This window comes from Nonomuraea montanisoli (genome assembly GCF_013363975.1).
Taxonomy (GTDB): Bacteria; Actinomycetota; Actinomycetes; order Streptosporangiales; family Streptosporangiaceae; genus Nonomuraea; species Nonomuraea montanisoli.
The window spans coordinates 78005-104109 of record NZ_JABWGN010000015.1 but is presented as its reverse complement, the minus strand read 5'-3'; the positions used below and the strand labels follow the sequence as shown (position 1 = coordinate 104109).

Genomic DNA, 26105 nt, shown 5'->3' with positions numbered 1-26105 from the left:
ATGACTCCGCAGCGAACCGACGTGAGCTCCGGGACCCCGGCGGGGTCCCTCGCCGGAGCCGTCGCCGAGACGGCCGAGGGGCTGCGCCCCCACGACCTGCGCGGCAAGGTGGTCGTGGTGACGGGCGCGAGTGGCGGCGTGGGCCGGGCCGTGGTCCGTGAGCTGGGCGCCAAGGGCGCGAAGGTCGCGCTCATCGCCCGCGGCACGACCGGGCTGGGCGCCGCCGCCGTGGACGTGGGCGTGGCCGGCGGCAGCGGGAAGGTGTTCGAGGCCGACGTGGCCGACTACGAGCAGCTCCGGCGGGCGGCCGAGCAGGTCGAGGCCGACATGGGGCCGATCGACGTGTGGATCAACGTGGCGTTCTCCTCGGTCTTCGCCAAGTTCACCGACATCACCCCCGAGGAGTTCGAGCGCACCACCGCCGTGACCTACCTCGGCTACGTGTGGGGCACCCGCGTGGCCCTCGACCTGATGCGGTCCCGCGGCCGGGGCACGATCGTGCAGACCGGCTCGGCCCTGTCGTACCGCGGCATCCCGTTGCAGTCGGCGTACTGCGGCGCCAAGCACGCCGTCAAGGGCTTCACCGAGTCGGTGCGCACCGAGCTGATGAGCGAGGGCAGCGACATCAGGATCACCATGGTGCAGCTCCCGGCGGTCAACACGCCGCAGTTCGACTGGGTGCTGTCCAAGCTGCGCCGCCACCCGCAGCCGGTGCCGCCCATCTACCAGCCCGAGGTCGCCGCGAACGGCATCGTCTACGCGGCCGAGCACCCGGAGCGCAAGGAGTACTGGGTCGGCGTCACCACCGCCGCGACGCTCGTCGCGCAGCGGATCGCCCCGGCCCTGGTGGACCGCTACCTGGCTCGTACCGGAACGAAGTCCCAGGTGACGGACGACAAGACGCCGACCGGCGTGGCGAATCTGTGGGAGCCGGCCGACGAGGACCAGGACTACGGCGCCCACGGCAGCTTCGACGGGCGCTCGCACGCGCGCAGCCCGCAGCTCTGGCTGTCCCAGCACCGCCGGCCGGTCCTCCTCGGCCTCGCGGCGGGCGCCGCCGCGGCCGCGGCGTTCCTGCGGCGCTCGCGCTGACCGGTCACGGCCTCCGCGAGCGCGAGCTCCCGCGTTGAGCGGCCTCCCGCGTTAAGCGGCCGAGAAGGGGTAGGCGGCGGACGACCAGAGGAGGCCCTGACCATGCCTGAACGCGACCTGCACTACCTGACCGAGCTGGCCGGCCAGCTGCGCGTGGACTCCGTGCGCAGCTCGGCCGCCGCGGGGTCGGGTCACCCCACCTCGTCGATGTCGGCGGCGGACCTGATGGCGGTGCTGTTCGCCTGTCACCTGCGCTACGACTTCGAGCAGCCCGACAACCCGGCCAACGACCATCTGATCTTCTCCAAGGGGCACGCCTCGCCGCTGTTGTACGCCCTGTTCAAGGCGGCGGGCGCCATCACCGACGAGGAGCTGTTGTCCTTCAGGAAGCGGGGCAGCCGGCTGGAGGGGCACCCGACCCCGCGCCTGCCCTGGGTGGACGTGGCGACCGGGTCCCTGGGACAGGGACTGCCGGTCGGCGTGGGCATGGCGATGGCCGGGCGGCTGGAGCGCCTGCCGTACCGGGTGTGGGTGCTGTGCGGCGACAGCGAGCTGGCCGAGGGCTCCGTGTGGGAGGCGGCCGAGCACGCGGGCGACGAGGGGCTGGCCAACCTGACGCTCATCGTGGACGTGAACCGGCTCGGCCAGCGCGGCCCCACCCGGCACGGCTGGGACACCGGGGCGTACGCGCGCAGGTTCGGCGCGTTCGGCTGGCACACCGTCGAGATCGACGGCCACGACCCCGGGCAGATCGACTTCGCGCTGGGCGACGCGTGCAACACCCGCAGGCGGCCCACCGTCATCCTGGCCAAGACCCGCAAGGGCGAGGGCGTCGTCGAGGTGGAGAACCGCGAGGGCGCCCACGGCAAGGCGCTGAAGGATCCGGACACGGCCGTCGCCGAGCTGGGCGGCGTGCGCACCCTCACCGTGGACGTGCACCGGCCGGAGATCATGCCGCAGCCGTACCGGTTCGACGACGGGAAGCTGACGCTGCCCGAGTACGAGCCGGGCACGCGCGTCGCCACCCGCACCGGGTACGGCGAGGCGCTGGCCGCCCTCGGCGCGGCCCGCGGCGACGTGGTCGCGCTGGACGGCGAGGTGGCCGACTCCACCAAGACCCAGGAGTTCGCCAAGGCGTTCCCCGACCGCTTCTTCGAGATGTACATCGCCGAGCAGCAGCTCGTCGCCGCCGCCGTCGGCATGCAGGCGCGCGGTTTCGTGCCGTACGCGGCGACGTTCGCGGCGTTCCTGACCCGGGCGCACGACTTCATCCGGATGGCCGCCGTGAGCCAGGCGTCGATCAGGCTCGTCGGCTCGCACGCGGGCGTGGCGATCGGCGAGGACGGCCCCTCCCAGATGGGGCTGGAGGACCTGGCGATGCTGCGCTCCGTCCACGGCAGCACGGTGCTCTACCCCTGCGACGCCAACCAGGCCGCGGCCCTGACCGCCGAGATGGCCGGCATCTCCGGCGTGTCCTACCTGCGGACGACCCGCGGCGACACGCCCGTCATCTACGAGCCCGGCGAGCGCTTCCCCGTGGGCGGCTCGCGGGTGCTGCGTCACACGCCGGCCGACCGGGCCACGATCGTCGCCGCCGGCGTGACCGTGCACGAGGCGCTGGCCGCGGCCGACGAGCTGGCCGCCGACGGGATCCCCGTGGGCGTCATCGACCTCTACTCCGTCAAGCCCGTCGACAAGGCCGCGCTGACCGCCGCCGCCACCACGACCGGCAACCTCATCACCGTCGAGGACCACCGGCCCGAGGGCGGGCTCGGCGACGCGGTGACGGACGCGGTGAGCGAGCTGGGGCCGCGGGTGGTGAAGCTGGCCGTACGGGGGCTGCCGGGATCGGCCACGCCGGTGGAGCAGCTCGCCGACGCGCACATCGACCGGCGCGCCATCGTCGGGGCGGTCAAGCGCCTCCTCTGAGGCTGCTCACTCTGACGCTGCTTGCTCTGACGCTGCTTGCTCTGACGCTGCTCACTCTGACGCTGCTCACTCTGACGCTGCTCACTCTGACGCTGCTTGCTCTGACGCTGCTTGCTCTGACGTGGAGACGTCGTGGGCGCAGACGAAGGCCCGCCGGGCGAGCCTGGCGGGCCTGAAGCTTGGACGGACTAACCGCGGGCCTTGGCCGTGGCCCGGCGGTTGGCCTTCTTGATGGCGTCGACGAGCTCCGGCTTGGTCATCTTCGACCGGCCGGTGACGCCGAGCCGGGAGGCCACCTTCTGCAGGTGCTCCTTGCTGGCGTTGGCGTCGACGCCCTCGGCGGTGCGGCCGGAGCGGTCCTCGGCGCCCTGGTCCGAGGGTCCCTTCCCGGACTTGGGCTCCCAGTGGTCGCCGACCTTCTCGAACGAGTGCTTCAGTGCCGCGAAGGCCGTCATGTGGGCACGGCGTCCCTCGCCGTACGTCTGCACGGCCGAGTCGTGCGCCTTCATCCACGTCTCCTGCGCCTTCTTGGGTGAGCGCCGGATCGTCGACGGCAGTTCCTCCTGGGCGGGCATGTCGGTTCACCTCCTGCGATGGCTTCGTCCCACTCGTGGCTTCGTGGGGGTGGTTACAGCGGGGGCTCGTCGTAGCGGCGGCGCTCCTCGTACACGGTGGTGCGGCGCGCCTCGGGCTCCTCGTAGATCTCGTGGCGGGTCACCGGCTCGTCGATGGGGCCGACCGCCCTGCGGGTGACCTGGATCCGGTAGATGCCGAACAGGAGCCCGATCAGTCCGCCGAGCATGAGGATGACGCCGACGACATTGATGTCGAGACCGGCGAGGTCGAACTCGACGGCCCAGGTGAGGATCGCGCCAAGCATGATGAGAATGATGCTTCCGGCGATGGTCATTAGTACCTCCTTGACAAGAGGAACCTCTATCCACATGGCAAAAAACAAACCAGTAGTGATGGTCGGGCTTATGGGCGCGGGCAAGACGTCCGCGGGACGCCTCATCAGCAAGGCCCTTGACCTGCCGCTGAGCGACAGCGATCCGTTCCTGCGCGAGCGGTACGGAGCCACGGCGGCGCAGATCGCGGCGAGCGAGGGTGCGGACGTCCTGCACGAGCGGGAGGCGGAGCACGTCCTGGCCGAGCTCGCCGGCGACCCCAAGGTGATCACCGCGGCGGCCAGCGCCGTCGAGGATTCCCGGGTGCGGGAGGCGCTGCGCCAGGCGTTCGTGGTGTGGGTGGACGCGCCCGACGCGGTCCTGGCCCAGCGGATGCGCGCCGGCGACCACCGGCCGGACTTCGCGCCGTCGGTGATGCGGGCGCGGCGCGAGCCGTACTTCCGCGAGGTGGCCGACCTCACGTTCGACGTGAGCACGACGACGCCGGAGGAGGTGGCCGAGGGCACGCTGCGGGCGCTGGGATCACCCGCGCGTGACGGCGGCTGACCACGGTGTGGCCGTCCTCGTCCGGGACGCTGGCATAATGATCATGACGCACGGGTCCTCCGAGGCGCGCGGAGGGCCTGTGACGTCCCCTTCCGTACCCCGTGCCCCCGCCGAACCGGCATCCGGCCGCCCGCCGAACCGGCATCTGGCCGCGGAACGCCCCGAACGGGCACAACCAATCCCGCCCCGGCCGCATCTAAGCATCAGTGACGATGCGCTTGGTGCCGGGCGACCCCATGAGTCTCGGCGGCTACTGGCTGGCCGGACGGCTGGGTGCCGGCGGGCGGGGCGTGGTCTACGACGCCTACGACGACGAAGGACGCCGCTTCGCGGTCAAGGTGCCCCGGGGCGAGGTCGACGGCCAGCTCTCCGATGCCGTGTGGCGGGTCTCGCCGCGGCATCTGGCCAGGGTCGTCGGCGTCGGGATGGACGGCGCCGTGCCGTACATCGTGAGCGAGTTCGTCGAGGGGCCGGACCTGCGGCAGGCGGTGGAGCGGCACGGGCCGTACGCCGGCGGGGAGCTCGCCGCGCTGGCGGCGGGCATGGCGACGGCGCTGCGCTCCCTGCACGCCGTGGGGATCGCCCATCGCGACCTGCGGCCCGAGAACGTGCTGCTCTCCCCCGACGGGCCCGCCGTGATCGACCTCGGTGTGACGGTCCCGGGCACGGTCGGCACGCGTACGTACCTGGCGCCCGAGGTCTTCACCGGGCAGCGGCCGGGGTCGGGGGCGGACGTGTTCGCCTGGGGCGGGGTGATGCTGTTCGCCGCCACGGGCCACGACCCGTTCCGCGGCGAGAGCCTGGGCGGCGTGATGCACCGGCTGCTGGCCGTGGACCCCGACCTGGACGCGCTGCCGGAGCCGCTGCGCTCCCTGGTCGGCCGCGCCCTGGCCAAGAACCCGCAGGACCGCCCGTCGTCGGAGGAGCTCCTGGCCGGCACGGAGCGGGCGGAGGGCGGTGACGGGCACGTCCTGGCACCGCCCGAGGGGCTGGCGGGGCCGCCCTCGCTGGGCGAGGTGGCCGAGCGGGTCTACGCGTCGCTGACGCCGCTCCAGCGGGACGAGACTCCCGGCCTGCTGCTGCGTCTGCTCGACGGGGACGCGGTGCGGCGCGACGAGCACGGGATCCTCGACCGGCTCACCGAGGCCGGTCTCCTGGTCCGGCCGAGCGTGGCCGTCCCGCCCGTCCCGGCCGAGGCGGGGACGCTCGTGGCCGTCAGCGGCGAATGCGTCGAGCCGGCCAGCGCCGCGCTCGCCCGCGCCTGGCCCCGCTTACGCGCCTGGGAGGCCGGACGGAGCCTTGCGCCGGGCGGACCCGCCGGAGGGGACACGGCGGCCGTGGCGAGCGGTCGCGGCGGACAGCCTCGCCTCGCCGCGTCGCCCGGCTTCACCGCATCGCCTGACCTCACCGCGTTGCATGTCGCCCATCGGGCCATGCTCTCCGACCTGCGCCGCCTGACCGAGCTGCTGCCGGAGGCCGGCGCCGTCTCCGCCGCGCGGCTGTCCGCGACCCGCTGGTACACCAGGTCGCTGCTGTCGGCCATCCACCACCACGTCCACGGCGACGAGGCCCTGTGGCCGCTCGTCGCCCGCGCCGCGGGCGACGCCCTCGACCTCTCCCCCTACGCCGGCGGCCACGAGGCGCTCGGCCCCCTGATGAGGCGCTGCCGCGCGGCCGTGGACGGCGATCTCGCCTGCCTGGGACGCGAGCTGAAGCCCCTGCTCGACCTCCTCGCCGAGCAGATCGCCGGTGAGGAGGCCGAGCTGTTCCCGATCATCACGGAACGGGTGCCGCACGCCGCCTGGGCGCGCGCCGAGCGGCGGCTGGCCGGTCAGGTGCCGGTGCGGCAGATGGCGTTCCGGGTGCCGTGGCTGGACCGGCACGCCACCGGGGACGAGACCGAGCGGATCCTGACCGGGTCGGGCCGCGCGTCCAGGGTGTTCCTGGCGCTGACCCGCCCGGGCTACCGGCGCCGCGAACGGCTCGCCTTCGGCTGACCGGCGTCCCCGGTCAGTTCTTGCAGGTGACCGGGTAGGTCTCCTCGGCGGACGGCTTGTTGTGGTTCAGCACCTCCAGGCGGACCGTCCCGCTGGTCTTCGTGGTGCGGTGCCAGTACGCCGACTGCACCTGGAGCAGGCCGCTCGCCTCGACGGTGGCCGTGTACTCGGAGTCCGGCCTGCCGTCGACGACCCACCGCCAGGTGATCTGCGTCCCGGCGGCCGCCCGGAGCGCGCCGTGAGCGGTCACGTACGGCGCCTCGACGCAGTCGCCGAAGTAGGGCGTGGTGGTGATCGAGACGACGTCCACCGTGCCGGGCGAGGGGTTCTTCGCCACGCAGGTCCAGGTGTAGGGGTTCTCCTTGACGATCCTGTTGTGGTTCAGCACCTCCAGGCGGACGGTGCCCGAGCCGCCGGCCGTGGCCCTGCTGTACCAGACGTCGTCGATCGCCTGCTGGATGCCGGGCTTGAGCACCTCGGTCCTGGTGACGCCGGGCTTGCCGTCGACGACGAAGCGGTACCTGACCTCGGCCTCGCGGTCCGTGGACAGCAGCGCCCGCGCGTGCAGCGGGAAGGAGCCGTCGCAGACGCCCTTGTACTGGGACGTCAGCATGTACTTCAGCTTCAGGTCCGCGGCGCCCGGGTCGGCGCCGCAGGTGAAGGTGAACTTCCGCTCACCGGTGGCCGTGGCGCCCTCGGCGAGGAGGGCGAGCGTGTGGGCGCCGGTGTCGGTGGCGCCGAGGTTCCATCCGGCGCTGACGTCCTGCGAACGCGCCTGGCCGCTCGCCGGGAAGTCGACGCTCTGGCGCTGCCACGCCGTGCCGTCGAGCGTCCACCAGTACGTGATCTTCTGCGCCGCGCCCGCGGGCAGCGTGACGCGGCCGGCGGCCTGGTAGGCCACGGGCTCGACGCAGGAGCCCTCGTAGTCGCCCGGGGTGACCGCGGTGATCTCCGTCGCCGGCCGCACGGGCGGCGGGGGCGTCGTCGTCGTGGTGGGGGTCGGCGTCGACGTGGTCGAGGGCGTCGACGTGGGCCCGGGCGACGGGTCGGTCGGCGGGGTGCGCCGGCAGGTCACCTGGTAGGCGGCGCGGGCCGAGTCGTGGCCGTTGGGGCCGAGCAGGTGGACGGCCTTCCAGCCGCCGGTGGAGGATCCCACGCTCAGCGGGAGGACGACCTGCCGGACACGCGGGCCGCCCGCGGCGAACGTCAGCGTCTCGGGGCGCCCCTCGCCGCCGGCGGAGTCGATCCACTGGTACGCGACGGTGGCCGGGGTGCGCGACACCTGGACGGTGGCGGTGAAGACGACGTTCGTGGGGCAGGCGCCCGTGTAGGACGCCGGGCGGACGTCCACGTCGGCCGCCGCGACCAGCGGCGCGTCCGGGTCGGCCGGCAGCGGGGTGGCGACGTCGTAGACCTTGACCGGCCCGGCGCAGGTGACGCTGAAGCGCGCCTTGCCGGACAGCCCGCGCCTGCCGAGGACCTCGACGGCCTGCCATCCGGAGGTGGTGCGGTCGTAGGTCTGGCGGTCCTTGACGACGACGCTGCGCCTGCCGTTGACGCGGAAGCTCCTGACGGCCCCCTTGCTCCCGTCGCCGCGTACCCACCGGTAGCGGACGGTGCCCCGGCCCTTGGCCGCCACGACGGCGGAGAAGGCGACGGTGGTCGGGCAGGCGGCCGACTGCCGGGCGGGGGCGGCCTTGACCTTGGCCACGGCGGTCGCGACGCGCGGCGCGGCGGCGGAGGCTCCTCCGGCCTGCGACGCCCGGGCGGCCGTAACGGTGCGGGGCGCGGCGGTGGCGGTGGCGGAGGCGGGTGTGGCCAGCAGCCCGCTGAGCATCACCGCGCCCAGCAGCAACGCTGTCCGTTTCATCGGGGGTCCCTTTCTCTGACGGAAAGGGAGCCATCATGCGGGACGCGTCTTGGAGGTCACTTGTGACTCTCTTGTAACTCCTCCCACGCTGGTCACGCTGGTGTGCCGGGGTGCAGGGTGCGGGCCCGTACGAGGTGGCCGGCGCGGATCTCGACGTCCAGCAGCGCGCCACCGCCGAGCGGCCACCGCACGGCGACGGCCGTGCCGTCGAACCGGCCCTCCTGGCGGGCCCACTCCAGCCTGACGAGGACGTCCGCGCCGAACCCGGGCTCGCGCGGGACCGGCGGAGCGCCGGTCCCGCGCGAGGGCGGCGCACCCCACGGGGCGGCGGCCCCTTCGACGCGGGCGAGGTAGACGCGCCGCAGCCACGTGGGGGCGGCGAGCGCGGCCAGGACGTCGAGCGCGTCCGCCTCTGCGGGCACGACGACCAGAGCCGAGGCGACCACGTCGAAGCGGGCGGTCTCCTGGGGACGCACGGCCTCCTCGGCACGAGCCGCCTCCTCAACGCGGGCGGTCTCCTCGGTGGGGGTGGTCTCCTCGGTGGGGGTGGTCTCCTCGTTGGGGGTGACCTCCTTGCGGCCGCAGGTCTCCTCGGGAGGCGCGGTCTCCTCGGAGGCGGAGGTCTCCTTGGGGCGGGCGGACCCGGAGAGGGCGGTGGCGAGGTCGCGGGGTGGGCGGTGGGGATCCACGAGCAGGACGATTCCCGTACGGCCGTCCGCCGCCGGGGGTACGGCCAGCGGCCCCGAGGGACGCGCCGGGTCCACGGGCGCCTCCGGTCCGGGTGACGCGGACCGTACGGCCGCGACCAGCTCGCCGAGCGTGCCGCAGACGGCCGAGCCGCCGGTGGGACGCGTGACGAGCCACCCGCCCACGACCGGCGAGATCCGCGTACGGGACGCCGGGCGCACCCGGGAGACGGCGGCGGCAACGGCCGCGCGGGCGGCGGGACCGGCGACCCACGGCCGCGCCCAGTCGGCGCCGCCGCGATCAGCCCCGCACGCCCCGCACATCACCGGCTCCCCTCACCCACGATTCACGCCCACCACGCATGCCCACCGATGACCTCCGACCTCCGCACCCCACGCCCCGGCCTCCGCGCTCTCCCCCCTGGCGATCTACCCTCCACCCCCGTCACGGCATGACGTCGCCCGAGTTGGGGCCGAGGGTCTGGCCGACGTAGAGGTTGCCGCCCGGGTCCGTGGCGAGGAGGACGGCCGTGGGGGCGATCTCCTCGGGGCGGCCGAAGCGGCCCAGCGGCAGCTCCGCCCGCTTGGCCGTCTTCCAGGCGTCCGTGATCCCGGCGACCATCGGCGTCTCGACGGGGCCGGGCGCGATGGCGTTGACCAGCACGTTGTGCTCGGCGACCTCCAGCGCGAGCGACTTGGTCAGGCCGATGACGCCCGCCTTGGCCGCCGCGTAGTGGCTGAGCGACCGGCCGCCCTTGATGCCGAGCTGCGAGGCGATGTTGATCACGCGGCCCCACCGCCGTTCCACCATGTGCGGGACGACGTGACGGCAGCACAGGAAGACGCCGGTCAGGTCGACGGCGATCGTCCGGTCCCACACCCGCGGGTCCATCTCCACCAGGGGCGCCTCGGTGAGGATGCCGGCCGAGTTGACCAGCACGTCGATGCGCCCGAGCCGGTCCATCGCCGCGGACACGGCCTCGGCGACCGACCCCGGGTCGCCGACGTCCACCGTGACGTGGCCGGCCGCGCCGGTCCCGGCGGCGGCCTCGGCCGCGCGGGAGGCGTCGAGGTCGGCGACGACGACCGCGGCCCCCTCACGGACGTACGCCTCGGCGATCGCCCGGCCGATGCCGCTGGCGCCACCCGTGACCAGCGCCGTCCTGCCCGCGAGGGCGCCGGGAGTGGGGGCGGAGGCGGGGGCGGGGGTGGGGGCGGGGGTGGGTGACATGGTGGTCCTCCTCGGACGAGCTCAGGCGGGCATGCGGACCGTGAGCCCGCCGTCCACGACGATGGTCTGGCCGGTCACGTACGCCGCGTCGTCCGAGGTGAGGAACCGGATGACGGAGGCCACCTCCTCCGGCCGCCCCGCCCGGCCCCAGGGGATGTCCTGGCCGGCCCGGGCGAGGCCGTCGGGGCCCAGGGAGTTGACGGGGTCGGACGACTGCGGGGTGACGATGAGCCCGGGGATGACCGAGTTGACCCGTATGCCGCGGGGCGCCAGCTCCACGGCGAGGCTGCGGCACAGCCCCAGCACCCCGGCCTTCGCGGCGGCGTAGTGGGCGTGCTCGCCCCAGCCGTACACGCCGCCCGCGATGGACGACACGGCGACCATCGCGCCCGCCCCGCTCATGCGGGCGGCGGCGGAGCGCAGCGTGCGCAGCACGCCGGTCAGGTCCACCTGGAGCATGTCGTCCCACGCGGCGTCGGTCAGCTCGGCGAGGGCGGCGCGGCGCAGGACGCCGGCGTTGGCGACGGCGGCGTCGAGGCGGCCCCACTCGTCGAGCGCGCGCTGGGCGAACGCCTCGACCTGCGCGGCGTCGCGCACGTCCACCTCGTGGACGACTCCGGAGCCGCCCGCCCGCTCGACCTGGCGGAGCGTCTCGGCGGGGTCGTGCGGGTCGCCGGGGTAGGTGCCGATGACCGTGCGCACGCCGTGGGCGGCGTACGCGACGGCCAGCGCGCGGCCGATGCCGCTGGCGGCGCCGGTGATGACGGCGACACGCTTCTCGGAGCGGGTGGATGTCATGCGTTCTCCAGAAGAGGTCACTGGGACAGGGCGGGGACCTTGCGGGCGCCGAACATCACGAAGCCGGACAGGAACGTTCCCAGCGCCCCCACGATGAGCGCGCCCTGGTTCCAGTCGGAGCCCGCCACGAGCATCGCCGTGATGATCGCGCCGGCGGCGATGGCGCCCGGCTGGCTGATGGCGTTGATGAAGGAGGTCCCGGTGGCCCGGCAGCGGGTGTCGTAGCACTCGCCCATGTAGAACAACATCGCCGAGTACGGTCCGACCAGGAAGAACATGCCGAGCGAGTACAACGCGACCACGGCGAGCGTGCCCTGCGCGACCAGCAGCATGAGCGCGAACAGCACCCCGGAGGCCATCCAGCCGAACGCGATGACGTTGCGCCGGCCGAACCGGTCCCCGGCCCAGCCGTGGAAGACGTACCCGAGGTAGCCGACCGCGTTGATCACGATGAACATGAGCAGCGAGTTGGTGAACCCGACGCTCTTGCCCTCGGTCAGCACGGTCGTGCCGAGCACGCTGAACACCTGGATGCCGAACCAGTTGACGAACCAGGCGAAGCCGAGGACCAGCGTGTTGCGCAGCGCGGGCCCGCGGAAGATCTCCAGGAACGGGGCCGCCTGGCTCTCCTGGACGCCGTGCTCCCGGGCCAGGGTGGCCGCCCGCTCGGCCTGCCCCTCCTTGCGCAGCCGCTCGATGCGCTGCTGCAGCTCGAACTGCGGCGTCTCGCGCAGGCCGCGCCGCAGCAGCGCGATGACGACGGCGGGGAACGTCGCCAGCAGGAAGCAGCCCCGCCAGCCGACCAGGGGCAGGAAGACCGCGATGAACGCCGCCGCGAGCAGTGTGCCGAGCGGCCAGCCGCCCTGGACGAGGCTGTAGACGAGGCCCCGCCGCTTCTTGATCTTCTCGTCCTCGGTCATGGCGTAGATCTCGTTGAGGTACGTCGCGTTGACCGACTGCTCCGCCAGGCCGAGGCCACCCAGCGAGCGCACCCCGACCAGGTACGCGGCGTTCATCGTCGCGGCCGAGACGGCGGAGGCGAGCGCCGTGCCCGACACCGTGATGATCATGCCCTTGCGGCGGCCCAGCCGGTCGACCAGCGGCCCGACGCCGAGGACGACGACCGCGGTGCCCACCGAGATGAGCGTGGAGTACAGCGACGCCTCGGCCGGGGCCCAGCCGAACTGCGCGGAGATCTCCGGCAGCAGCGTGCCGAACATGATGTAGTCGTAGACGGCGAAGATCCACGCGAACAGCGCGATCACGGTGGCCTTGCGCGTCTCCCGCACTCCGACGTGCGGGAGACGCCGGGTGCCGGGAGCGGTGCCGCTCCCCGGGACGTCAGGAGAGGTCGTGGTCATGGCGGAGCCCTTTCGTGGGGGTTTGACGTCCGCTAACGCCGGCGCGGGAAGCGGGTCCTGTAGTCGTCGGCGATCTCGTCGAAGGTGGCCCAGCGCACGCCCTCGTGGCCGCTGATGTACTCGATGAGCCGCTCGTGCATGAGCAGGTTCTGCGGCCGGCCGGACACGTCGGGGTGGACGGTCATCGTGAACACCGCGTAGTCGCACTCGCGGTACACCCAGTCGAACTGGTCGCGCCACATCTCTTCCAGGTGGCGCGGGCTGACGAAGCCGTGGCTGTTCGGGCTGGCCTTGACGAACATCATGGGCGGCAGGTCGTCGAGGTACCAGTTGGCGGGGATCTCGATCAGGTCGGTCTCCTCGCCCCGCCGGAGCGGCTTCATCCACTCCGCCGCCGGCCGCGAGTAGTCGATCTTCGTCCAGCTGTCGCCCACCCGGACGTAGTACGGGCTGAAGTCGTCGTGCATGAGCGAGTGGTCGTACTTGATGCCCCGCTCCAGCAGCAGCTCGTTGGTGACGGGCGAGAACTCCCACCACGGCGCGACGTAGCCGGTCGGCCGGCGGCCCGCGTACTTCTCGACCAGGTCGATGCAGTGGTCGAGGACCGCGCTCTCCTGCTCCCGGCTCATCGCGATCGGGTTCTCGTGGGAGTAGCCGTGCACGCCGATCTCGTGGCCGCCGTCCACGACCATGCGGGTCTGGTCGGGGAACGTCTCGACGGAGTGGCCGGGGATGAACCAGGTGGTGCGCAGGTCGTACTTCTCGAACAGGCGCAGCAGGCGCGGCGTGCCGACCTCGCCGGCGAACAGGCCGCGCGAGATGTCGCACGGGGAGTCCTCTCCACCGTACGAGCCGAGCCAGCCGGCGACGGCGTCGACGTCCACGCCGTACGCGACGAGAATCTCCTTGGGCATGGTCACTTCGTCCTTTCGGTCGAGCCTTCAGTCGGATCGGCGGGCCGGGTCCGGCCCGTGGCGGTGACTCCGCCGGTGCGCGCGGCCAGTCCCTCGCGCACCCGGGCGGGGTCGCGGTGGCAGCCGAGCAGGGCGCCGAGCAGCACGCGGGCCTGCGGCGCGCGCAGGATCCCGGTGGGGATCGCACCGGCCGCGACGAGGTCCGCGCCCCCGCCGTTGCCGTAGAGGGCGGCGACGGGACCGGCGTCCACGCGGGTCGACAGTGCCACGACGACGCCGGCCCCGGTGAGCCGGGCCACCTCGGCGGCGACGGCGGGGTTGGCGTTGCCCGCGCCGAGCGCCTCCAGCACGATCCCGGTGGCGCCCGCGTCGGCCGCCGCGCGCAGCGCGCCGGCGTCGCAGCCCGGGTAGAGGGCCACGATGTCGGCCCGGACGCCGTCCAGGTCGTACGCGCCGAGGTCGAGCGGCTCGGGCCGGGACGGCGTCAGCGTGATGTCCACCTCCCCGGCCCGCACCCGCCCGAGCGGGCCGCCGTCGGGCGCGGAGAACGCGGCCGGGGCCAGGGTGTGGGTCTTGCGCGTGCCGCGGGCGGCGTAGACGCGGCCGTCGAAGCAGATCAGCGCGCCCAGGCCGCGCGCCGCGCCGGACGCCGCGACGGTGATCGCGTCGGCCAGGTTGCGCGGGCCGTCGCCGTCCACGGCGTCGGCGGGGCGCTGCGCGCCGGTGAAGACGACCGGCCGGGGGTCGTCGTGGAAGAGGTCGGCGAGGTAGGCCGTCTCCTCCATCGCGTCGGTGCCGTGGGTGACGACGACGCCCAGCACGCCCGGATCGGCGAGGGCGGCGCGGACGGCCAGGACGACCTCGCGCATGTCGGCCGGTGTGAACAGGTAGCTGCCGGCGCACAGCACGTCCACGCCGTCCACCTCGACCCCGGGTTCGACCGGGAGCCGCCCGAGGAGCTCGCCCGCCCCGTCCTTGGCGAGGCCCACTCCCTGCACGTCACGGCGGGTGGCGATGGTCCCTCCCGTGGACAGGACGATGACCTTGGACACGCGGCGGCCTCCTTCGAAAGCGCGGTTAGCCAAACGTTTGGGCCAAACGTTTGGTAGCATCTGACCTGCGCCTACGTGATGTCAATAACTCCGCGTTAAAATCAACGAAACAGCCGGCCGCCCGCCGCGGCGCACGAACAGGCGAGCCCGAGTTCACCGGAGGCCGAGGGGCATTGGGTGCGAAGAAGGCGCGACCGGTAACCCTGCAGATGATCGCCGACCAGCTCGGCCTGCACGTCTCCACCGTGTCGCGGGTGCTCCACGCCAAGCCGGGCGAGGGGCTGCGGGCGGCGTCCAGCCCGACCGTCGAGCGCGTGCGCCGGCTCGCCGACGAGCTCGGCTACCAGCGCAACCCCCACGCCATGAGCCTGCGCACGCAGCGCAGCAACCTCATCGGCGTCCTGGTCCCCCGCCTGTCCGACGTGGTCCTCGCCACCATCTACGAGGGCATCGAGGAGGCCGCCGCCGAGCACGGCCTGTCCACGTTCGTCACCAACACCCGTGACGTCCCCGAGGTGCAGCGGGCCCGCACCGAGATGGTCCTCGGCCGCCGCGTCGACGGCATGATCTTCGGCGACGCCCACTCCGACTCGGGGTTCCTCGACGAGGTGGCCGCGCGGGGCGTGCCGTTCGTGCTGGTCAACCGGCGCGCCGGCGGGCATCCGGCGGTCGTGTGCGACGACTACCTGGGCGGCCGGATGGTGGCCGAGCACCTGCTGGAGCAGGGCCACCGGGACGTCGCGGTCGTGGCCGGCGAGCCGTACGCGAGCACCGGCGTGGACCGCACCGGCGGCTTCGCCGACCGCTTCCGCGAGGCGGGGCTGCCGATCCCCGAGCACCGGATCGTCCACTCCCGCTTCGACGCCCAGGGCGGCCGTGCGGGCACCGAGCGGCTGCTCGCGAGCGGGCCCCTGCCGTCGGCGGTGTTCGTGGTCAACGACTTCGGCGCGATCGGCACGATCGGCGCGCTGCGCGACCACGGGCTGCGGGTCGGGGCCGACATCGCGGTCGTGGGATTCAACGACACGCCGCTGGCCGCCGAGCTGCCGGTGCCGCTGACCACGGTCCGCTCCCCCATGCGGGAGATGGGCCGCCGGGGCCTGCGGCAGCTCGTCCGCGTCCTGGCGGGCGAGCAGGGCGAGAGCGAGCTGCTCCGGCCCGAGCTGATCGTCCGCGCGTCCAGCGACCCCGCCCGGTACGAGCGGCTGATGGCCAAGGTGGGCGGCTAGCGCCCGTCACGTTTTTCATGAGCACGGCTCACGGTAATTCCACGAACTTATTGAATCGTCCCAAGATGGACCGTTCCGCCTTACTCATGGTCAGGAAATAAACGCGCTGAGCAGTCGTTCGGCGCGTTTACCTACCTCTTGACGCTGAGCGGAGGCGATCCTTAGGATCTTGCAAAGAGACCACGGTCTCACGCTATTCCCCTTGTTTGCCGCTGCAACTCCGCACATTTCCCACGCGCCCGTGCGGACTTTTTTACGTCCGCGAAACAAATGCGGCGCGAAATGGTTGCCGTTTGCGTCATGGAGCTAGGGAGAAGCCCGATGGGTCAGACCGTGTCCTTCTCGGAATCGCTGTTCCTGGACGAAATCAAAAGAACCGCCGCCGCGCTCGGCGCGCGTTACGAGGAAGACCTCACCCGCAAGGTGCTCGACACCTTCGGCGACGGGTTCCGCGACGGCGCGACCGTGTGGAAGACCACCGGCCGCCCCGGCGACCACCTGTGCTACCGGTTCTTCGCCCGGGCGCAGAACGACACGGTCGCGACCGCGCTCAAGGCCGGCCTGCTCGCGGAGGAGTCGGCCGCCACGCGCCTGATCCGCGACTGGACCGAGGCGCAGGGCGGCGCCGCCACGCAGTCCTGCGACTTCGACGCCGCCAACGGCCTGGCCAAGACCTGGCTCTACCTCGGCGGCATGCGACCGGCCGAGGAGATCCTGGGCCGGTCCTTCGTCCCGGCGGGGCTGCGCGGGCAACTGGACGCCTTCCACGCGGCGCAGCTCGACTACCTCCGCTTCGTCGCGGTCGACCACCGCCACCAGACCGTCAACCTGTATTTCCGCACCCGGGGACCCATCACGATGGACCGCTGCGCCGAGATCCTGCGCCTGGTGGACGCCGCGCCGCCGGACGAGGCGCAGCTCGCCGACATCCGGACATTCGTGCCCGAGGATTTCTGTGTCGCCGTGACCGCCTCGATGGCCACAGGGGCGCCGGAGCGGTGTTGTTTCTACGCGTTGAAGCTGCCCCCCGGACGATTTCCCGCGATTCCGGAACGCATCGCGCAGTTCTTCGCCGAGGCGCCCTCCTATGACGACACCACGGTCAACGCCGTCGGCTGGTCGTTCGGCCGCCGGGGCGGCACGTACATCAAGGCGGAGAAGGGCTACCTCGGCGACATGTCGGCGCTTCTCACGGACTGGGACTGCTATTTCAGCGGCAGCACGCAGAAGGATCCGGTCCTCGGCTGAAACGCCGCACATTCGGAGGGTGAATTCATCATGACGACGCCACAGAAACTCCCGCCGGAAGACCTCTTCCTGAAGCCTCCGGTGTTCACGAGCGTCGCCGAGGAGCGCCGCCACCGCAAGGAACGGCTCGCCGCCACCATGCGGATCTTCGGGCGGTTCGGCTACGAGGAGGGGCTCGCCGGGCACGTCACGGTGCGCGACCCGGAGACGCCGGATCACTACTGGGTCAACCCCATGGGCGTCCCCTTCGCCCACATGACCGTGGACAACCTCGTCCTCGTGGACGGGGACGGCGCGATCGTCCAGGGGCGGCACCAGATCAACCTGGGCGCGTTCAACATCCACCAGCAGATCCACCAGGCCAGGCCCGACGCCACGGCGGTCGTCCACACCCACTCGATCCACGGGCGGGCCTTCTCCGCCCTCGGCCGCCTGCTGGACCCCATCACGCAGGACGCCTGCCCGTTCTTCGAGGACCACGCCCTGTTCGAGGACTACACGGGCATCGTCCTCGACGGCGAGGACGGCAGGAGGATCGCCAAGACCCTCGGCCCGCACAAGGCGGTGATCCTGCGCAACCACGGGCTCCTCACCGTCGGCGAGACGGTGGACGCGGCCGCCTGGTGGTTCGTCGCGATGGACCGGTGCTGCCACGCCCAGTTGCTCGCCCAGGCCGCCGGGCCGCTCACCCTCGTCCCGCCGGAGATCGCCCGGCTGACCCGGCAGCAGATCGGCAACCACCTCATCGCCTGGAACAGCTTCCAGCCGATGTACCTGCAGATCGCCCAGAGCGACCCCGATCTGTTCGGTTCCGGCGACTGATGCGCACCAGCGAGCTGGTGGACCTCGAACCCCTGCTCACCGCGTCGTCGGGCCCCCTCTGGACCCGGCTGAGGAGGCTGCCCGACGGCCTGCGGACGGCGCGCCTGGGTGAGGCGCTGGTGCTGCTGCGGCACGCCGACGGGCGCGCCGCCCTCGGCAACCGGGCGTTCGGGCAGGGGATCCTGGAGGACCTCGGGTCCGGCCTGGACCCCCGCTACGTCGCGCGGCGCCGCCGGTCGCTGCTGCACCTGAGCGGGGCCGAGCACGCCCGGATGCGGCGCCTGGCCTCGCCCGCCTTCAAGCCGGGCGCGATCGACCGGATGCGCCCGCTGATGCGCCGGACCTTCGGCGAGCTGGTCGACAGGACGATCCCGGGCCCGGTCGTCGACGCCGTCGCCGCGTGGACCCACCCGTACCCGATCCCCGTCATCTGCTCGGCCCTGGGCATCCCGGCGGCGGACCTCCCCCTCTACTCCCGCACCGCCGACGCCTGGACGCTCGCGTTGTTCGACGCGAGCGCGGTGCCGGAGGGCCTGGCCGCCCATGACGAGCTCGACGCCCACGTGCGCCGTCTCGTCGAGGCGCGCCGGGCCGAACCGGCGGACGACCTCATCACCGATCTGATCCAGCAGCAGGAGGACCTCACCACCGAGGACCTGACCGCGCTCGTCTCCGCGCTCATCATGGCCGGGACGGACACGACGCGGCTGCAGCTCGCGAGCTGCCTGGAGTTCCTGGCCGGCCGCCCCGACCTCTGGGCCGAGCTCAAGAAGGACCCAGGTCTGATCCCGGCGGCGGTGGAGGAGATGGCCAGGCTCACCCCCGTCGCGAGCTTCCTGCGCCGGGTCGCGACCGCCGACGCCACCGTCAACGGCCTGGACATCCCCGCCGGCACCAGGATCATCCTCGCCATCCCGGCCATGAACCGGGACCCCGACGTCTACGCCGACCCCCACGCCTACGACCTGGGGCGCCCGGCGGCCGCCGCGACCCTCAGCTTCGGCGGCGGCGCCCACTACTGCCTGGGCGGCCAGCTCGGCCGCGTCGAGATGCAGGAGGCGCTGGGCACGCTCCTGGGCCGGGTCGCCCGCCTCGAACCCGCGGGCCCGCCGACCTGGAGGCCGCTGCGATCGCTGCAGGGCCCCGCCCGGCTCCCGATCCGCTACGAGCCAGAACGAGGATCGAACCGTGCATGAGGGAACAGTGCCCGAGGAAAGAGTCGTCCTGCTGGATCCCGAGGGCCACGCGATCGGCTCCGCCGCCAAGCTGTCCGCCCACCACGCGGACACGCCCTACCACCTGGCGTTCTCCTCCTACATCGTGAACGCCGCCGGGCAGGTCCTCATCACCCGCAGGGCCGCGAGCAAGAAGACCTTTCCCGGCGTGCTCACCAACAGTTGCTGCGGCCACCCCGCGCCCGGCGAAGGGCTGAAGGACGCGGTGGCCCGGCGGGTCAGGACCGAGCTGGGCATCACGCTGCGCGAGGTGAGCGTGATCCTGCCCCGGTTCTCCTACCGGGCGGTCGCCGGCGACGGGACGGTCGAGCACGAGCTGTGCCCGGTGGTCCGGGCGACCGCCTCGGACGAGCGGCTCTCGCTCAACCTCGACGAGGTCTCCATGGCCGCCTGGCTCTCCTGGGAGGAGTGCCGGGAGCTGACCGGGCACAGCGAGAGCTCGCCCTGGTTCCGGTTGCAGATGGAGCAACTGGAGTGCCTGGGCCGCCCGTCGCAGTGGCCGGAGGCGCCGGAGTCGTCGCTGCCCCCGGCGCTCGCCCACCCCAGCGGGCTCGTCCGCTAGAGCAGGCGCGTCCCGGAACCGGCTCGTCCGCTAGAGCAGGCCGTCGTCCAGTACCTCGGCGAGCTGCGGGACGCGGGCCCGGTAGCCGTCGAGGAGCCGATGGGCCGTGCTCACCGAGTCGACCAGCGGGTGCAGCGCGAACGCCTCGACCGCGAGCCGCGACGAGCCCGACAGGGCCGCCTCGATGGCCGTCTGCTCCACCGCCTTCACCTGCTGGACCAGCCCGAGGAAGCGCCCGGGCAGCGGCCGGGTGGCCAGCGGCCTGACCCCCGAGCCGTCCACCGCGCACGGGATCTCGACCACCGCGTCCTCGGGCAGCCCCTGCACGGCGGCGCCGTTGCGCACGTTGAGGATCATGGTGGTGGGCTCGCCGCGGGCGATGGCCGCCATGAGCGCGAGCGCGATGCCCTCGTACCCGCCGGCCTCCAGGTCGGCGGCGTCGCGCTCGCCGGCCTCGGTGACGTCGCGGGCCTCGGCCATGTACGACTCGTCGCGCTCCCTGCGCGCCCTGGTCCACTCGGCCAGCGCCTGGCCGGGCCGCTCGCGGACCGCCGCGTAGAAGCGGTCCTGCTGGCCGAGCAGCGACTCGCCACGGGTGCGGCCCGAGGTCGCGGCGATGGCCTCGCGGGTGAAGTAGTAGTAGTACAGGTACTCGTTGGGCAGCGCGCCGAGGGTGCGCACCCAGTCGGCGCCGAAGATCCGCGCCTCCTCCACCTGCCGCAGCGCGCCGTCGTCGGCGAGCAGCCCGGGCAGCACGTCGCGGCCCTGGTGCGACAGCCCGCGCAGCCAGCCGAGGTGGTTGAGCCCCACGTAGTCGGGCGACACGCGGGCCGGGTCGAGCCCGAGGGCGGAGGCCGTCCGCCGCACCAGGCCGATCGGCGAGTCGCAGATGCCGATCACCCGCTCGCCCAGGACGCGGCGCATGGCCTCGGTGACCATGCCGGCCGGGTTGGTGAAGTTGATGACCCACGCGTCCGGGGCGAGGGCGGCGATCCGCTCGGCCACGCGCACCGCGACCGGGATCGTGCGCAGGCCGTAGGCGACCCCGCCGGGCCCGGTGGTCTCCTGGCCGAGCACGCCGAGGTCCAGCGCGACCCGCTCGTCGGCCGTGCGGCCCGCCAGGCCGCCGACCCGGATCGCGGAGAAGACGAAGTCTGCCCCGCGCAGCGCGGTGTCGAGGTCGGTGGTGACGCGCACCACGGGCGGGTCGTCGTGCCCCGCGGCGAGCTGCTCCAGGACGTGGCCGATGGCTTCCAGCCGCTCGGTCGACACGTCGTACAGCACCACCTCCTCCACCCGGGGCTTGGCGACGTCGCGCAGCAGCGCGCCGTACACGAGCGGGACCCGGAAGCCCCCGCCTCCCAGAACGGCCAGTCTCATCCGATCTCCTCACCGCCGGACCTCGCTCCGGCGCTCACGCGAGCAGGACCTCGACACCGGCGTCCGCGCAGGCGCGCAGCGTGGACGCATCGGCGCCCTCATTGGTGACGAGCACATCGATGTCCTCGGGCCCGCACACCCGCAGGGCGCCCGTCCCGGGGAACTTGTGCCGGTCCACGAGCAGCACCACCTGACCCGCCGCGGCGATCATGGCGCGCTTCAGCGGCACCTCGGCGAGTGTGGTGTCCACGAGCTGGCCGTCGGCGCGGACCCCGCTCGCCCCGAGGAACACCCGGTCGGCGCAGACCTGTCCGAGCGCCTCCTCGGTGAGCACGCCCACCAGCGAGTGGTACGGCCGGCGCAGCATGCCGCCGAGCAGCAGCAGCTCGACCACCGGGTCGTCGCGCAGCACGTCGAGGACGGCGAGGCTGGAGGTGACCACGGTGACGCGGCGCCCGCGCAGGCAGCAGGCCAGCCGCATCGTGGTCGTGCCGATGTCGAGCAGGACGACGTCGCCGTCGCCGACGAGCCGCGCGGCGCGCGCCGCCACGGCCTCCTTGTCCTGCTCGTCCACGCCCGCCACCTCGGCGAAGGGCCGGTCGGTGTCGGCGTCGGCGCCGGCCAGGGCGCCCCCGCGCACACGCCTGAGCGTGCCGTCGCGGTCGAGCACCTCCAGGTCGCGGCGGATGGTGGACGGGCTCACGCCCAACTGGGCCGCCAGGTCACGGACGCTGGTCGCCCCCGAGAGCCGGACTCGGCGCATGATCTCCGCATGCCTGAGGTGCTGGAGCACGATCGGATTCTAACAGTCAAACGCGCGCATGAACGAGCATCTTCTACCAATTACTCACACGAAACACTTGATGTGCGCGAGTAAACGTGCAAGATTGCGCACATCTCGTACTGTCGAGGAGGTCTCTTACCCGTGTCTGCCCAGGCCTACGACCCTCTCGCCGATCTACGGAGCCCCGAGGCTCCGCAGTTCGACGTCTTCCTCGCGGGCACCGTGTTCCTCGACATCGTGTTCACCGGTCTGCCCGCCATGCCCGCCGCCGGCACCGAGACATGGGCCGAGGGCATGGGCTCCTGCCCCGGAGGCATCGCCAACCTGGCCATCGCGACCAGCCGGCTGGGCCTGCGCACGTCGCTGGCCGCCGCGTTCGGCGACGACGACTACGGCGACTTCTGCTGGCGCACGCTGGCCGAGCAGGAGTCGGTGGACCTGTCCAAGTCGCGGCGCTTCGACCAGTGGCACACGCCGGTGACGGTCTCCATGGCCGTCGACCGCGACCGGAGCATGGTGACCCACGGCCATCCCGCGCCCATGTCGGCCTCGGAGATGATCGGCAAACCGCCCCGGTCCCGGGCCGTGATCGTGACGCTCTCCGCGGAGGAGCCGCTCGGCGCGCCGCCCGGCGCCGCGTGCAACTGGGCCGAGCTGGCCCAGCGCGACGGCGCCATGATCTTCGCCGACGTGGGCTGGGACCCGTCGGGCGCGTGGTCGCCGTCGCTGCTCGACCAGCTCGCCGTCTGCCACGCGTTCATGCCGAACGCGGTCGAGGCGATGGCCTACACCGGCACCGACAATCCGCGCGACGCCCTGTACGTCCTCGCCGACAAGGTGCCGCTGGCCGTCGTCACCGACGGCGCGAACGGCGCCATGGCCATCGACTCGACGACCGGCGAGGAGGCGTACGTGCCCGCCCCCCGGGTGCGCGCGCTTGACCCGACCGGCGCGGGCGACGTCTTCGGCGCGGGCATCGTGCTCGGCACGCTGTCCGGATGGCCGCTGGCCGACCGGCTGGCCTTCGCCGGGGTGTGCGCCGGGCTGGCCGTCCAGCAGTTCGGCGGGTCGCTGGCCGCGCCGGGCTGGGGCGACATCGCGGACTGGTGGCACGAGGTGCGCGGCGCGGCCGGGCGGGGCGGCGCCTACGGCGACTCGCTGGCCCGCCGCTACGCCTTCCTCGACCGGCTCGTGCCGACCGTGCCGGTGGGCGCGGTGCGCCGGGCCGCCGCCACGATCGCCCGGCACGCCGACCTTGAGCCGCCCGCCCCGGCGGTCCCCACCGAGCCCGAGGTACCGGCCGCGCAGCGCGTGCCCGCCCAGAAGGAGTAACACCATGATCATGGGCCGTAGCCCCCGCGGTCCGCGGACGTCCGCCGTGCTGGCCGCCGGCGTCCTGACCCTCGCCGCCACCGCGTGCGCGCCCGGCTCCTCGGCCCCGCCCGCGCCCTCCCCGGCGAAGACCGCCGCCTCTGCGGTGCGCACCGACGCCGGCGCCCTGGGCGACGTGACGCTCACCGTGTGGGACCAGGAGGTACGCGGCGGTCAGGCCGCCCAGATGAAGCAGCTCAACGCCGCGTTCGAGGCCAAGTACCCCAACATCAGGCTCAAGCGGGTCTCGCGCTCGTTCGACGACCTCAACACCACGCTGCGCCTGGCGCTGAGCGGCAACGAGCCGCCGGACGTGGTGGAGGCCAACAACGGGCGCTCGTCGATGGGCCAGTTCGTCAAGGCCGGCCAGCTCCTGCCGCTGGACGCCTACGCCGACAGGTACGGCTGGAAGACCCGCTACCCCGACTCGGTGCTGCGCTACTCGCGCTACAGCGCCGACGGCAAGGTGTTCGGCGACGGCAACCTGTACGGCCTGCCCCAGGTCGGCGAGGTCGTCGGCGTCTTCTACAACCGGGCCAAGCTCACCAAGCTCGGCCTGGAGCCGCCGAAGACGTGGGCCGACTTCCAGGCGGCGCTGGAGAAGGCCAAGGCCGGGGGCGAGGTGCCGATGCAGCTCGGCAACCTCGACAAGTGGCCCGCCATCCACGTGTTCGGCACGGTGCAGGGCCGCCACGTGCCCGCCGACCAGATCTCCACGCTCGCCTTCGGCCGCAAGGGCGCCTCCTGGACCACGCCCGAGAACGTCAAGGCCGTCGAGGAGCTGGTCGGCTGGGTGGACAAGGGCTACTTCGAGCAGGGCTTCAACGGGCAGGGCTACGACCCGGCCTGGCAGGCGTTCGGCAAGGGGAAGGGCGTCTTCCTCATCGCGGGCACCTGGCTGCTGGCCGACCTGGACAAGGCGCTCGGCAAGGACCTCGGGTTCATGCTGCCGCCCGGCGCCGCGGCCGGCGCCCCTCCCGTCACGACCGGCGGCACCGGCCTGCCGTTCGCGATCACGGCCAAGAGCCCGCACCCGGACGCGGCGGCGGCCTACATCGACTTCATCACCAACGCGGACGCCATGAAGGTGCTCACCTCCACCGGCAACCTGCCGGTCGCCGACACCGCGCAGCAGACCGTCCAGGCCGGGCCCCAGCAGGACGTCTTCACCGCGTTCGGCGCCGCCACCAAGGAGAACGGGCTGGTGCCCTACCTCGACTACGCCACCCCCACCTTCGCCGATACGCTCGGCGCGGCGCTGCAGGACCTGCTGGCCAAGAAGGCCACGCCGAAGGAGTTCCTCGACACGCTGGAGAAGGACTACAAGACCTTCGCCGAGAGCAACGGGTGAGCATGGGCCGACCTCCGGGGGAGCCCGGCCGCGTCGCCTACCTGTACCTGCTGCCGGCGTTCGTCGTCTACGCGGTGTTCCTGCTCTACCCCATCGGCCGCGCGGTGCAGATCTCCCTGTACGACTGGGACGGTCTCACCCTCGGCCGGTGGGTGGGCCTGGACAACTACGCCGCGATCCTGTCGGACGAGCGGCTGCGGGCGGGGTTCGGCCACGCGCTGGTGCTCATCGTCTTCTACGCGGTGATCCCGCTGGCCATCGGGCTGACGCTGGCGGCGATCCTCAACCACGCCCAGGTGCGCGGGCTCGGGTTCTTCCGGACCGTGGTGTTCCTGCCGCAGGTGGTGGCCATGGTCGTCGTGGCCGTCGCCTGGCGGCGGGTGTACGCGCCCGACGGCACCCTGAACGCGCTGCTCGGCGCGCTCGGCCTGGACGGGCTCACCCGGGGCTGGCTGGGCGACCACACGTTCGCGCTGCCGGCCGTCGGCGTCGTGGGCACGTGGTTCGAGAGCGGCCTGGTGACCGTGCTGCTGCTGGCCGGGATGAGCCGCGTGCCGGCGGAGCTGTACGAGGCGGCCCGGCTCGACGGGGCCGGCGCGGTCAGGGAGTTCTTCGCGGTCACGCTGCCGTCGGTGCGCGGGGAGATCGCGGTGGCGCTGACGCTGACGGTGATCGCCGCGTTGCGGACGTTCGACCTGGTGTACGTCACCACGCGCGGCGGGCCCGGCGAGTCGACGTCGGTGCCGTCGTTCGAGGTCTACCACCGGGCCTTCGGGCTGGGCCAGGTCGGCTCGGCGGCGGCGATCGGAGTGACGCTGACCGTGGTCATCTTCGCGATCTCGTTCGCGATCAACCGGCTGGCCGACAAGGGGACGACGTGAGCGCGGGTGTCCCCGGCCGGTCCTGTAGGAGGGTGTCGTGATCTCCCGTGCGGAGCGGGTGGCGAACTACGTCATCCTGTCGGCGTTCGCCGCGTTCGCGCTCTTCCCCGTCGTCACCATCCTCGGGGCCGCGCTCGGCCCCGACGACGCCGGCCCGGCCGGGCAGGCGTGGGGGCCGCACCTCGGCAACTTCGCGGCGGCCTGGGAGGCGGGGCACTTCGGCACGTACCTGCGCAGCAGCCTGGCCGTGTCATCGTTCGTCGTCGTGGTCAGCGTGGTGCTGTCGATCATGAGCGGGTACGCGTTCGGCACCATGCGCTTCCGCGGCCACACCGTGCTGTTCTACCTGTTCATGCTCGGGATCATGATGCCGAGCGAGGCCATCGCGGTGCCGCTCTACTTCGACCTGCGCACGCTCGGCCTCATCGACACGTTCTGGTCGGTCGCGCTGCCGCAGGTGGCGCTGTCGGTGGCGTTCGGCACGTTCTGGATGCGGGCCTACTTCCGGGCCAGCAGCCGGGCCATCGCCGAGGCCGCCCGCATCGACGGCGCCTCGACGTGGCGCACGCTGTGGCAGGTGCTGGTGCCGCCGGCCCGGCCGGCCATCGTCACGCTCACCGTGCTGGTCTTCATGTGGACGTGGAACGAGTTCCTCATCCCGCTGATCATGGTGACCAGTGAGTCGCTGCGGACCGCGCCGCTCGGCCTGGCGTTCTTCCAGGGCCAGTACACCTCGGGTTTCACGCTGCTCGCGGCCGGGTCGGTCATCGTGGCCACCCCGGTCGTGCTCTTCTACCTGTTCCTCCAGCGTCACTTCGTCCGCGGGCTGCTCCAGGGGTCGGTCCGCGAGTAATCACC

24 protein-coding genes are annotated in these 26105 nt (G+C 72.8%); 13 read left to right on the top strand and 11 right to left on the bottom strand.

The window, feature by feature from the left end; translation table 11 throughout:
* Entirely contained in the window at positions 1-1092 is a 1092-nt protein-coding gene (locus tag HTZ77_RS34010; protein ID WP_175593841.1) for an SDR family oxidoreductase, read from the top strand.
* A 102-nt stretch (positions 1093-1194) separates the two neighbouring features.
* Positions 1195-3021, top strand: a complete 1827-nt coding sequence (locus HTZ77_RS34005) for a transketolase (protein ID WP_175593840.1) — start codon at positions 1195-1197, stop codon at positions 3019-3021.
* 188 nt (positions 3022-3209) lie between these two features.
* Here HTZ77_RS34005 and HTZ77_RS34000 read toward each other — a convergent pair whose 3' ends face one another.
* Both HTZ77_RS34000 and HTZ77_RS33995 read right to left on the bottom strand, forming a co-directional pair.
* Entirely contained in the window at positions 3210-3596 is a 387-nt protein-coding gene (locus tag HTZ77_RS34000) for a ChaB family protein (RefSeq protein ID WP_175593839.1), read from the bottom strand.
* 53 nt (positions 3597-3649) lie between these two features.
* Entirely contained in the window at positions 3650-3931 is a 282-nt protein-coding gene (locus HTZ77_RS33995) for a hypothetical protein (protein ID WP_175593838.1), read from the bottom strand.
* 58 nt (positions 3932-3989) lie between these two features.
* On the opposite strand from HTZ77_RS33995, the gene HTZ77_RS33990 reads away from it, so the two are divergent.
* Complete coding sequence (locus tag HTZ77_RS33990) at positions 3990-4475, top strand: shikimate kinase (protein WP_235995605.1); 486 nt, start codon at positions 3990-3992, stop codon at positions 4473-4475.
* A gap of 212 nt (positions 4476-4687) precedes the next feature.
* Positions 4688-6472, top strand: a complete 1785-nt coding sequence (locus tag HTZ77_RS33985) for a protein kinase domain-containing protein (protein WP_175593837.1) — start codon at positions 4688-4690, stop codon at positions 6470-6472.
* 13 nt (positions 6473-6485) lie between these two features.
* Here HTZ77_RS33985 and HTZ77_RS33980 read toward each other — a convergent pair whose 3' ends face one another.
* The 7 genes from HTZ77_RS33980 to HTZ77_RS33950 all read right to left on the bottom strand — a co-directional run bounded on the left by HTZ77_RS33980 (position 6486) and on the right by HTZ77_RS33950 (position 14384).
* A complete protein-coding gene (locus HTZ77_RS33980) occupies positions 6486-8342 on the bottom strand; it encodes a hypothetical protein (protein WP_175593836.1) in 1857 nt (618 codons plus the stop codon).
* Between the two features lie 92 nt (positions 8343-8434).
* Positions 8435-9352, bottom strand: coding sequence for a hypothetical protein (locus HTZ77_RS33975; RefSeq protein ID WP_175593835.1), 918 nt, complete (start codon positions 9350-9352; stop codon positions 8435-8437).
* 121 nt (positions 9353-9473) lie between these two features.
* Complete coding sequence (locus HTZ77_RS33970) at positions 9474-10259, bottom strand: SDR family NAD(P)-dependent oxidoreductase (RefSeq protein WP_175593834.1); 786 nt, start codon at positions 10257-10259, stop codon at positions 9474-9476.
* Between the two features lie 21 nt (positions 10260-10280).
* A complete protein-coding gene (locus tag HTZ77_RS33965) occupies positions 10281-11057 on the bottom strand; it encodes an SDR family NAD(P)-dependent oxidoreductase (protein ID WP_175593833.1) in 777 nt (258 codons plus the stop codon).
* A 17-nt stretch (positions 11058-11074) separates the two neighbouring features.
* Positions 11075-12418 carry an MFS transporter gene (locus HTZ77_RS33960; protein WP_175593832.1) on the bottom strand — a complete coding sequence of 448 codons (1344 nt, stop codon included), beginning with the start codon at positions 12416-12418 and terminating at the stop codon, positions 11075-11077.
* Positions 12419-12450: 32 nt separating this feature from the next.
* A complete protein-coding gene (locus tag HTZ77_RS33955; RefSeq protein WP_175593831.1) occupies positions 12451-13332 on the bottom strand; it encodes a polysaccharide deacetylase family protein in 882 nt (293 codons plus the stop codon).
* A gap of 2 nt (positions 13333-13334) precedes the next feature.
* A complete protein-coding gene (locus HTZ77_RS33950) occupies positions 13335-14384 on the bottom strand; it encodes an asparaginase (RefSeq protein ID WP_205304313.1) in 1050 nt (349 codons plus the stop codon).
* A 173-nt stretch (positions 14385-14557) separates the two neighbouring features.
* Here HTZ77_RS33950 and HTZ77_RS33945 point away from each other — a divergent pair, with 173 nt between their 5' ends.
* The 5 genes from HTZ77_RS33945 (at position 14558) to idi (ending at position 19480) form a co-directional block, all read left to right on the top strand.
* Positions 14558-15613 carry a LacI family DNA-binding transcriptional regulator gene (locus HTZ77_RS33945; RefSeq protein WP_205304312.1) on the top strand — a complete coding sequence of 352 codons (1056 nt, stop codon included), beginning with the start codon at positions 14558-14560 and terminating at the stop codon, positions 15611-15613.
* 321 nt (positions 15614-15934) lie between these two features.
* A complete protein-coding gene (locus HTZ77_RS33940; protein ID WP_175593829.1) occupies positions 15935-16861 on the top strand; it encodes an aromatic prenyltransferase in 927 nt (308 codons plus the stop codon).
* 30 nt (positions 16862-16891) lie between these two features.
* Positions 16892-17683 carry a class II aldolase/adducin family protein gene (locus HTZ77_RS33935; RefSeq protein ID WP_175593828.1) on the top strand — a complete coding sequence of 264 codons (792 nt, stop codon included), beginning with the start codon at positions 16892-16894 and terminating at the stop codon, positions 17681-17683.
* The gene (locus HTZ77_RS33930) at positions 17683-18879 is read left to right on the top strand and encodes a cytochrome P450 (protein ID WP_175593827.1); all 1197 of its coding nucleotides are present in this window, start codon (positions 17683-17685) and stop codon (positions 18877-18879) included. The genes HTZ77_RS33935 and HTZ77_RS33930 overlap by 1 nt, the downstream gene beginning before the upstream one ends.
* Complete coding sequence (gene idi, locus HTZ77_RS33925; RefSeq protein ID WP_328808925.1) at positions 18872-19480, top strand: isopentenyl-diphosphate Delta-isomerase; 609 nt, start codon at positions 18872-18874, stop codon at positions 19478-19480. The genes HTZ77_RS33930 and idi overlap by 8 nt, the downstream gene beginning before the upstream one ends.
* A gap of 30 nt (positions 19481-19510) precedes the next feature.
* Here idi and HTZ77_RS33920 read toward each other — a convergent pair whose 3' ends face one another.
* Together HTZ77_RS33920 and HTZ77_RS33915 are read right to left on the bottom strand one after the other, a co-directional pair.
* Positions 19511-20860, bottom strand: coding sequence for a 6-phospho-beta-glucosidase (locus HTZ77_RS33920; protein WP_175593826.1), 1350 nt, complete (start codon positions 20858-20860; stop codon positions 19511-19513).
* Positions 20861-20894: 34 nt separating this feature from the next.
* Positions 20895-21653 (bottom strand): DeoR/GlpR family DNA-binding transcription regulator, encoded by a 759-nt coding sequence (locus tag HTZ77_RS33915; RefSeq protein WP_175593825.1) that lies wholly within the window; start codon positions 21651-21653, stop codon positions 20895-20897.
* Between the two features lie 132 nt (positions 21654-21785).
* Between HTZ77_RS33915 and HTZ77_RS33910 the strand changes: the two genes are divergently transcribed.
* From HTZ77_RS33910 to HTZ77_RS33895, 4 genes are read left to right on the top strand one after another with little or no spacing between them, the layout of a single operon-like run.
* Positions 21786-22976, top strand: coding sequence for a carbohydrate kinase family protein (locus HTZ77_RS33910; RefSeq protein WP_175593824.1), 1191 nt, complete (start codon positions 21786-21788; stop codon positions 22974-22976).
* A gap of 4 nt (positions 22977-22980) precedes the next feature.
* Positions 22981-24366 carry an extracellular solute-binding protein gene (locus HTZ77_RS33905; protein WP_235995587.1) on the top strand — a complete coding sequence of 462 codons (1386 nt, stop codon included), beginning with the start codon at positions 22981-22983 and terminating at the stop codon, positions 24364-24366.
* Positions 24367-24368: 2 nt separating this feature from the next.
* Positions 24369-25247: a carbohydrate ABC transporter permease gene (locus HTZ77_RS33900; protein ID WP_175593823.1), complete on the top strand. Its 879-nt coding sequence runs from the start codon at positions 24369-24371 to the stop codon at positions 25245-25247.
* Between the two features lie 37 nt (positions 25248-25284).
* Positions 25285-26100, top strand: a complete 816-nt coding sequence (locus HTZ77_RS33895; protein WP_175593822.1) for a carbohydrate ABC transporter permease — start codon at positions 25285-25287, stop codon at positions 26098-26100.
* Positions 26101-26105: the final 5 nt, after the last annotated feature.

Excerpts from the sequence above, each read along its gene's own strand:
- HTZ77_RS33930 (WP_175593827.1), top strand. The coding sequence starts at position 17,683 with ATGCGCACCAGCGAGCTGGTGGACCTCGAACCCCTGCTCACCGCGTCG.
- HTZ77_RS33990 (WP_235995605.1), top strand. The coding sequence starts at position 3,990 with ATGGTCGGGCTTATGGGCGCGGGCAAGACGTCCGCGGGACGCCTCATC.
- HTZ77_RS34000 (WP_175593839.1), bottom strand. The coding sequence starts at position 3,596 with ATGCCCGCCCAGGAGGAACTGCCGTCGACGATCCGGCGCTCACCCAAG.
- HTZ77_RS34005 (WP_175593840.1), top strand. The coding sequence starts at position 1,195 with ATGCCTGAACGCGACCTGCACTACCTGACCGAGCTGGCCGGCCAGCTG.
- HTZ77_RS33905 (WP_235995587.1), top strand. The coding sequence starts at position 22,981 with ATGATCATGGGCCGTAGCCCCCGCGGTCCGCGGACGTCCGCCGTGCTG.
- HTZ77_RS33900 (WP_175593823.1), top strand. The coding sequence starts at position 24,369 with ATGGGCCGACCTCCGGGGGAGCCCGGCCGCGTCGCCTACCTGTACCTG.
- HTZ77_RS33980 (WP_175593836.1), bottom strand. The coding sequence starts at position 8,342 with ATGAAACGGACAGCGTTGCTGCTGGGCGCGGTGATGCTCAGCGGGCTG.
- HTZ77_RS33935 (WP_175593828.1), top strand. The coding sequence starts at position 16,892 with ATGACGACGCCACAGAAACTCCCGCCGGAAGACCTCTTCCTGAAGCCT.
- HTZ77_RS33970 (WP_175593834.1), bottom strand. The coding sequence starts at position 10,259 with ATGTCACCCACCCCCGCCCCCACCCCCGCCCCCGCCTCCGCCCCCACT.
- HTZ77_RS33965 (WP_175593833.1), bottom strand. The coding sequence starts at position 11,057 with ATGACATCCACCCGCTCCGAGAAGCGTGTCGCCGTCATCACCGGCGCC.
- HTZ77_RS33960 (WP_175593832.1), bottom strand. The coding sequence starts at position 12,418 with ATGACCACGACCTCTCCTGACGTCCCGGGGAGCGGCACCGCTCCCGGC.
- HTZ77_RS34010 (WP_175593841.1), top strand. The coding sequence starts at position 1 with ATGACTCCGCAGCGAACCGACGTGAGCTCCGGGACCCCGGCGGGGTCC.
- HTZ77_RS33940 (WP_175593829.1), top strand. The coding sequence starts at position 15,935 with ATGGGTCAGACCGTGTCCTTCTCGGAATCGCTGTTCCTGGACGAAATC.
- HTZ77_RS33975 (WP_175593835.1), bottom strand. The coding sequence starts at position 9,352 with ATGTGCGGGGCGTGCGGGGCTGATCGCGGCGGCGCCGACTGGGCGCGG.
- HTZ77_RS33920 (WP_175593826.1), bottom strand. The coding sequence starts at position 20,860 with ATGAGACTGGCCGTTCTGGGAGGCGGGGGCTTCCGGGTCCCGCTCGTG.
- HTZ77_RS33955 (WP_175593831.1), bottom strand. The coding sequence starts at position 13,332 with ATGCCCAAGGAGATTCTCGTCGCGTACGGCGTGGACGTCGACGCCGTC.
- HTZ77_RS33985 (WP_175593837.1), top strand. The coding sequence starts at position 4,688 with ATGCGCTTGGTGCCGGGCGACCCCATGAGTCTCGGCGGCTACTGGCTG.
- HTZ77_RS33995 (WP_175593838.1), bottom strand. The coding sequence starts at position 3,931 with ATGACCATCGCCGGAAGCATCATTCTCATCATGCTTGGCGCGATCCTC.